The organism is Rhizobium sp. SEMIA 4085 (assembly GCF_013004495.1).
Taxonomy (GTDB): Bacteria; Pseudomonadota; Alphaproteobacteria; order Rhizobiales; family Rhizobiaceae; genus Rhizobium; species Rhizobium gallicum.
In genome coordinates this window covers 1-7,340 of sequence record NZ_JABEPH010000314.1, presented here as the reverse complement: position 1 = coordinate 7,340, position 7,340 = coordinate 1, and the positions used below count along the sequence as shown (strand labels likewise).

The 7,340-nt window shown below is 59.1% G+C and carries 8 protein-coding genes; 6 read left to right on the top strand and 2 right to left on the bottom strand.

Going from position 1 to position 7,340, the window contains the following annotated elements; translation table 11 throughout:
* From fabG to C9413_RS24635, 4 genes are all read left to right on the top strand, one after another.
* The coding region (fabG, locus tag C9413_RS24650) for a 3-oxoacyl-ACP reductase FabG (protein WP_348648798.1) at positions 1-823 on the top strand (823 nt) is incomplete at its 5' end.
* A 13-nt stretch (positions 824-836) separates the two neighbouring features.
* Positions 837-1,556, top strand: a complete 720-nt coding sequence (locus C9413_RS24645; protein ID WP_052451734.1) for a response regulator transcription factor — start codon at positions 837-839, stop codon at positions 1,554-1,556.
* A gap of 215 nt (positions 1,557-1,771) precedes the next feature.
* Positions 1,772-2,062: a hypothetical protein gene (locus C9413_RS24640; RefSeq protein WP_223844113.1), complete on the top strand. Its 291-nt coding sequence runs from the start codon at positions 1,772-1,774 to the stop codon at positions 2,060-2,062.
* A 143-nt stretch (positions 2,063-2,205) separates the two neighbouring features.
* On the top strand, positions 2,206-2,487 hold the full coding sequence (locus tag C9413_RS24635; RefSeq protein ID WP_040114564.1) for a hypothetical protein: 282 nt from the start codon (positions 2,206-2,208) through the stop codon (positions 2,485-2,487).
* Positions 2,488-2,723: 236 nt separating this feature from the next.
* Here C9413_RS24635 and C9413_RS24630 read toward each other — a convergent pair whose 3' ends face one another.
* Both C9413_RS24630 and C9413_RS24625 read right to left on the bottom strand, forming a co-directional pair.
* Entirely contained in the window at positions 2,724-3,899 is a 1,176-nt protein-coding gene (locus C9413_RS24630; RefSeq protein ID WP_040114565.1) for a glycerate kinase, read from the bottom strand.
* 18 nt (positions 3,900-3,917) lie between these two features.
* Positions 3,918-5,258, bottom strand: coding sequence for an SLC13 family permease (locus C9413_RS24625; RefSeq protein ID WP_040116412.1), 1,341 nt, complete (start codon positions 5,256-5,258; stop codon positions 3,918-3,920).
* A gap of 322 nt (positions 5,259-5,580) precedes the next feature.
* On the opposite strand from C9413_RS24625, the gene C9413_RS24620 reads away from it, so the two are divergent.
* Both C9413_RS24620 and C9413_RS24615 read left to right on the top strand, forming a co-directional pair.
* On the top strand, positions 5,581-7,191 hold the full coding sequence (locus tag C9413_RS24620; protein ID WP_040114566.1) for a HAMP domain-containing sensor histidine kinase: 1,611 nt from the start codon (positions 5,581-5,583) through the stop codon (positions 7,189-7,191).
* Positions 7,082-7,340, top strand: a 259-nt coding sequence (locus C9413_RS24615; RefSeq protein WP_348648797.1) for a response regulator, incomplete at its 3' end; no start/stop codon positions are given. The genes C9413_RS24620 and C9413_RS24615, both read left to right, overlap by 110 nt.

Sequence of the window (7,340 nt, the reverse complement as noted above, 5' to 3'; positions counted from 1 at the left end):
AGGCCCATCCGCCTCTGTCACTTTTTGCCGCAATGGACGAGGCGGCATGAGCACCGGCGGGACAGGGCGGGTCGCCGTCATCAGCGGCGGCACCACTGGCATCGGCCTTGCAACTGCCCGTCGGTTCCTGAGGGATGGCTATCGCGTCGGCGTTTTCGGGCACAGCGCCGAAAGCGTCGAGCAAGCCGGCGCCAGTCTTGCCGCGAGCATCGAAGCGGGTCGCGCGGTCGCCTCGCAGGTCGACCTTCGGAAGCCCGAAGCCATTCAGAGCTTCTTCAATGACATCCGCGCTCGCTTTGGTGCGCCGTCGGTCCTGGTCTGCTGCGCCGGGGTCTCACCGAAAGGCAACAATGGCCCGTCACTGGTCGGTACCATTCCGCGCGGGGAATGGGATGACGTGCTTTCCATCAATCTGACAGGTGCCATGCTGTGCTGCCAGTACGCTTTGCCCGATATGCAGAACAACCGCTTCGGGCGCATCATCTTCGTAGGATCGCTCGCTGGCCGGACGCGACCATTGATTGCCGGGCCTGCCTATGCGGTCTCGAAGGCAGCCCTTGCCGGATTGTCACGTTCGCTTGTAACCCAATACGGACGCTTCGGTATCACCGCCAATGTTGTTGCACCCGGCCGAATTCTGACCGGAATGACGGGTCCGGCTTCAAGCGATGTCAATCGTGAGGCCATTAGGCGAATTCCGGCCGGCCGCTTGGGGACAGCCGACGAGGTCTCGGCCGCCATCGTGTTTCTCGCATCCGACGAGGCAGGCTTCGTCAATGGCGCGATACTCGACGTCAATGGCGGCGAGTTTACGCCAAGCTGAGAGGAGGACTGAGATGGAAAATCGGGTGCTAATCTGCACAGAGGATCCGGAGCTTTATCTTCTCCTAAACCACATCCTTTCCGTAGAGGGGTTTCCGAGCCAGCTCGCCGACGGTGACGCCGATGTCGAATCTTGTCTGCAGAAAGGCGGACTGCTTGCCGTCATCTTCGATGGTGTTGCCTGGCACGGCGATATCGTCGCCCTTTGCAGCCTGTCAAAACAGGCTGGACTTGCCGTCGGCGCGTTGATCGCCGGCGACATGCGAACCATGCATCTGCAGATGATCAAGGCCGGGCTTGATGACGGCATCATGCGACCGCTTGACCCCGAACGCCTGCTTGCCTTTCTCCGGCACGCGCGTCGTGCGTCCGGTGATCCGTCTGCCTTTGGCGAAGTCCCGCCGTCAGCTTCGCCCACCCATATATCGGTTTCGTCCGAACTACAGCACGTCACCATCAGTGGAAGGCGTCTGGCGTTAACCTCCATCGAAGGTCGGATCCTTGAGACACTCGTTCGCCACCGCAACAGGACCTGCTCCAGGGACGATTTGCTGACTGCCGTCTGGCGAGAGCCGCACGACGTTGGCGCCCGCACCGTGGATGTCCATATCGCTCGCCTTCGAAAGGCTCTGTCCGCCTGTCATGACGTCCGGATCAAGACAGTCTATGGCGAAGGATATGCGCTCGTTTCAACGCGAAAGGGTGAGGAGTTATGCGTCGCGGCGAGGCGATAATGTTGGTGTCCTCAGGCAATCAACGGCTCACGTTGATCGTCCCCTGCAAGCTCACAGGATGTAGTCGCCGTCGACGCCGGACTTCGGTCGTTCCAATCTCTCACCGCCATGTGCAACTTTGTGGCAATTTCCCCGAGAATTTAGGGATATGCCTCCGACTTCTTTATGGCAATTATCGTGTTTGGTGCGGTAGTCGAAGAATGGGAACCAGTGGCATGTCGACCAATACCGAAAGCTGGCGTGCACTCTCCAAAAGGAAAGTATTGATCACCGAAAAGCTTCTGTCCCGGGATTTTCCCGGACGCCATGAGCTGCGGATGCAATTACTTTCGGCCCGTGTCAGTCCGATTGACCGCCAGGATAGTTTACAATCTCGCATCGTTGGTCCCGCTGCATTGGTCGAGGCCCGCTTTCCAACCGAAGCATATTATTTTGATGGACCCGACAGAAATAGTGGACCAGCTGTTCATCTGCCTCATTCACGTCGTCGAAGGCAATTTGCATGAACTCGAAATCTACAAAGACGACCGCCGCAACTAGCGTTCTTCCTGCGGATTAGGACCTAACGAAACTGCATCTCTTTTAATCCGCCAACTCTTGTAGTCCTGCCATCTTCATCACTCAAATCATCACGGGAGGCGAGCACATTATGAAAATCGATCAAGTTTACGCGTTCGAGGTGGTTGCCGGAAGCGAGGAGCTCCTCGGATACGAAGCCACCGAAGAGGACGCACGCAAAGCTGCCCTGGCGCATCTCCGCGAACTGCGGGTGAGGGATCGAATGAAAATCAAGGTCCCGACGGGGATCTACAAAGTTTGGTTGAAGCCAATCGACACGTCGCTGCTTCTCGAAATCATGAACGTCCCGGACGAACGTGCGGATTGGCGGCTCGTAGAACGCATGGAGCGCATTGCGGTCGTAACGGAATGATGGCGACCACCCCGGCATACTGCTTGTCGTGACACCCCGGCGTCCCGGTCAAAGGCCGCGTCCCGCACCGCCGGCGGCAGTCTCGACCAGCTTTACAAGGCGTGGCCCCATTCACTGCCAACCGCGGTCGCGGCCCGCATTCTCCGCAACCTTATCTTTCTTGCCTCGCGTCATCCTGACCTTGGGCCGGGCCGCCTCGCCGTTTTCGCCATTTCCGCACAATGGAATGTCGGCTCTTAAGATCGCAATACCGAACGCGTCGCAAGCATTAGACGCACGGCCTGTTCAGCCGCTTCCGTAAGCAGAGCTTCAGTTTCGCGGATCGCGTCTTCCAGCGTACAGGGCCGGTTGAGGATGCTGAACACCGCATCAATTCCGATCTCCCGTGTCGTCTCAACGCCCGCACCGACGGTCCCGGCCAAGGCGAGAACCGGCAGCTTGTGGCGTTTGGCCCGACGTGCGATCTCCGCCGGAACCTTGCCGTGCCGCGTTTGTCCATCAATCCCGCCTTCGGCGGTCATCACCAGGTCAGTCTTGGACAGCCTTCGATCGAGTTTTATGTGTCGAAGAATGAGATCGAAACGGGGATGCAGCTTGGCGTGGGCGAACGCGTGGAGGCCTGCCCCAAGTCCCCCCGATGCCCCACCTCCCTTCAAGGGCTCGACGTCGACATTGAGATCGCGGCGAACAACCCGGACAAATGTCTGAAGACCTTGTTCCAGAATGGCCACCTGATCCGGCGTCGCACCCTTCTGCGGTCCGAATATCCGTGCAACGCCGTTCTTTCCGAGCAGCATGTTGTAAGGATTGACGGCGACGTCGATGCTCACCTTCTCAAGGCGAGCATCGCGATCAGTAGCATCGATACGGTCAAGCGAACGCAGTGCCGCCCCATTGCCGGCAATCGGTTGGCCGTATCGATCCAGGAGGTGGACGCCAAGCGCCTGCGCCATGCCGGCGCCCGCATCGTTAATGCCGGAATCGCCGCAGCCCAGGATGATGCGTTCGGCTCCGAGGTCGAGTGCCGCGCGGATCATTTCACCGACACCGTAACTGGTTGTTCGAGTGGGATCGCGCATATCCTTTGGCACGAGACGCAACCCGGCAGCGGCAGCCATCTCGATCACCGCCGTGCGTTTCCTCCGTCCTGAAAGAAGGCCGATATGGGCATCGACGGGTTGACCTACCGGACCTGTCACGGTGAGTGGATGCAGTTTGCCCCCCAGGAGATCCACCATGGTTTGGACAAAGCCTTCGCCGCCATCGATCATTGGCATGCGCGTGATCTTGGCCCGTGGGAGAGCGTTGCGCACGCCCCGTGCGATCGCGTCTGCGACTTCACGAACGCCGAGCCCTTCCTTGAAGCCTGAAGGTGCCACCAGAACACGTAAACGCCTGTGCTTTTTCGACATAGAAACTCCTAACGCTACCTACACCAACATCAATTCGATGGCGGGCCAGACGATCAGCACGAAGGCCATGATCAGAAGAAAATGAACGGGCATAAGCACCGCACTGAGCCGAACGAGGTCACCCGCGCTATAGGCGTTCTCCTCCAACCGCCCAAAGAGCGCGACCGGTTTTGCGCTGACCATCAGCGTCTGACAAAGGCCTGTCGCCGAGACCAGCGTCAGCATCACCATGACGGCATCTGCGCCTGACGCCTGAGCAAGGATCAGGGTCGGCGGCAGCAAGATCGATACCCGCGCAGTGCGGCTATGAATGATCAGATGAGACAGCAATCCGATCATGGCAACGAGCGCGATGAACATGATGGAGGGCAATTCCCCTGCTCGCAGAGGACGGAACACCATCGTGACCAGTGACTCGTTCAGCCCGGAAGTCACGAAACCATCTGCAAGGCAGATCATCGCGGCAAGGAAGACCAAAAGCGACAGGTCAACGTCGCGGAGGGCATCGCGAAATGATATTGATCCGACGCCGGGAAAGAAGACAGCAAGCGCGCCGATAAGCGCAAGGATCGTCGGGTCGATCCCATGCATCGGTTCCGTCAGCCAGCCGGTCACCACGGCCGCGGCGATCCAGAAGATCGGCTGACGCGGAAGCGGCTCGCGCTTAAGGCTGTTTGGAGGAAGGACGAGCATGCCTCGCCGTTCTTGCGCCGTCAAAAAGAGCCGCAGGATAATACTGGTCGAAAGAAATACGCTTGAAGCGGCAAAAGGCAGGCCCAAAACAACCCAATCAAGATATCCGATCTCCTGACCGGACAGCCGTTGCACCATATCGATGGCGACGAGATGTGCGCCGGCACCAATCGGCGAGGCGAAGGCTGATAAAAGCACGATCGTCGGAAACAACAGCGCGAACGCCCTTCGCACCCGAGCACTGGTACAGTTCCCGGCAATTGCCGCGTAGGCCGGCACCATCATGGCCGCCCGGCCCGATGTGGAGGGAATGACGAAAGCGGTCGCGAGAAGTATCGCCGTCAGGACATAGGCAAGGGACTGAACCGAGCGCAAGCGACCGGCGGCCAGAGCAATGAGCTGGTCGGTAATGCCGCTCGCCTTGAAGGCTGCGGCCAGCAGAAACGATGCAAGAAGAAGCCAGATCAGCTGGTCGCCAAGAGTACCGAACAGAGCTTCCGGTTTTCCGGTAACGAACAACGTCATTGCAACGGCTGAAGTGACAGCAACAAAGGTGTCGTCGAGTGATGTCAAAGTCCACCCGACCAATGCGAGCACAAGAATCTGCAGGGAACGCCGGGCCTCCAGCGCCATCCCGGAGGCAAGAAGCTCGATTGCAATGGTCATCGACACTGCAACGAATACACCGACCGCTGGATGCCACCGCGTCGACGGCGTAGCCGATTGCGCGCCGGGCAAAGTCCGCCCGGATAGGGGCTGCGGCCAAATGTCTGCCTTCTCCATTAAGCGGCTCCGTTTAACGATTGGGGCGCCAAGTGCGCGCAACGGCCCTCCATCTCCTGTGCAATCTTAATGATCGCAGGTTAGAGGACGGGGTGCGGAAGGTTAGAATTTGGTGAGAGGCGTGCTGTTTGCAGCGCAAACCCTTGTCCTGGACCCTCTGATCGGCAATCCTTGGCAACGAGCTCCCAACCAGACACGAGGCAGTATGACCGTCCGGCGGCGCATTTTTCTCTTCCAGTTAGTCACGATCGTCTTTGTCGCGGTGGTTGTCTGCCTGATGCTGATCACCCTCAAGCTGACGGACGATTTCGTAAATCGCATTGACGGCGTTCACTCTCGCTTCGAGGCGATCAGCGAACTTGACGGGCTCGGCAATAATTATGCCGAGCAGCTGGCCGAAGTCCTTCTGCTTGGCGCCGAACAGATGCCGGACTTCCAACTCGCACGGCAGCGGATGGAAGATGGATTCCGTGTGCTTGCCGAAGTGACGCGCAAGGAATTCGCCACGCTTGGAAGCCTTGGCGACGTTCAGCAGGAATTGCCGGAAGCAGAGTTCGCCGCACGGCTTCAGGAGTTCTATCGAGCGATAGATCGGGCGGCCGAGCGGGTTTTTAAGGCGCAGACGGCCGGCCAGCAGGATCGTGCCGTCGATATCTTCAGGCGAAGCATCGAGTATCGGCTTTCCAACGACTTTGAGACAATGCTCGAGGATGCCCGGCGCGAGGAGCGTGGAGAAGTTGCCGAAGAGCTGGCCCGGGTGAGAAGCACCCAACATACGGTCCTCATCGCTGCCGGAACGTTTTCGGTCCTTGTCATTGCAGCGGGGCTGGGTTTGGGCCTGACGCTGCAGCATTCGATCGCCCGGCCGGTCCGCCTCTTGGCGGCCGGTGCTGAGGCGATTGCCAATGGTCAACTCGATCATCGCATCCAGACGAGCCGCCGTGACGAATTCCTGGTACTTTCGCAAAGTTTCAACAAGATGGCCGAGGCGATCGAGCGCCAAAGAGCCAGCCTTAAATCCGCCCAGGCAAGACTCGAGCGCGAAGTCGATCAACGAACCCTTGAGCTGCGGCAGGCAAATGACCAGCTTCTGGCGCTTGATAGCAAGCGCAGCCAGTTCCTGGCGGATGCGAGCCACGAACTACGGACGCCGCTTACAATCTTGCGCGGTGAAGCCGAGGTGGCTCTTCGTGGGCGGCCGGGGCTTGCTGCCTTCCGCGATGCGTTGAATCGCATTCAGCTCTACGCAGCGGACATGGCGCGGTTGCTTGAGGATCTGATCGACTTCACGCGCACGGAGATCGACGACGTCACCTATGAGTTCGAAACGGTCGGGGCCGAAGACGTGGTCGTTGCGGCAGTTCATGAATGTGAAATCCTTGCGCAACAAAAGCAGGTGGACGTTCAACTCATCTCGCGAGCGCCGAAGCAGTTGATCCGGGCAGATCCCCGACGCTTGAAGCAGGCCTTGATGATCGGGATCGACAACGCAATCAAATATGCCGACCGCGGCGGTAGCATCGACATCGATATTTGTCGCAGCGGTGACGTCCTGGCGCTGACCGTCCGTGATCATGGCTGCGGGATTGATCCGGCGGAACTGCCTTACGTCTTCGACCGATATTATCGCGGAACAAACAACGCCAGCCGCGCGGCCACGGGTCTCGGCATCGGGCTGCCGATTGCCAAAACCATCGTCGAGCGGCATGGCGGCACCATCACCCTCGCGCCTGCGCCGCCGCGCGGCGCAGTTCTCACCATCCGGCTGCCTGTCGCAGAAGGGGAAACACATGCGGATATTGATTGTCGAGGATGACCGGCGGATTTCAGGCTTTCTGAGGCGCGGCCTTGAGGCGGAAGGCTATCACGTGCAACTTGCCGAGGATGGGCGAGATGGCCTCGAGCGTATCCGTCATGAGAGCGTCGATCTGGTCATACTCGATCGCATGATCCCCTATGTGGATG

Coding starts and splice junctions, on each gene's coding strand:
- C9413_RS24635 (WP_040114564.1), top strand. CDS start 2,206: ATGAAAATCGATCAAGTTTACGCGTTCGAGGTGGTTGCCGGAAGCGAG.
- C9413_RS24625 (WP_040116412.1), bottom strand. CDS start 5,258: ATGACCATTGCAATCGAGCTTCTTGCCTCCGGGATGGCGCTGGAGGCC.
- C9413_RS24630 (WP_040114565.1), bottom strand. CDS start 3,899: ATGTCGAAAAAGCACAGGCGTTTACGTGTTCTGGTGGCACCTTCAGGC.
- C9413_RS24620 (WP_040114566.1), top strand. CDS start 5,581: ATGACCGTCCGGCGGCGCATTTTTCTCTTCCAGTTAGTCACGATCGTC.
- C9413_RS24645 (WP_052451734.1), top strand. CDS start 837: ATGGAAAATCGGGTGCTAATCTGCACAGAGGATCCGGAGCTTTATCTT.
- C9413_RS24640 (WP_223844113.1), top strand. CDS start 1,772: ATGTCGACCAATACCGAAAGCTGGCGTGCACTCTCCAAAAGGAAAGTA.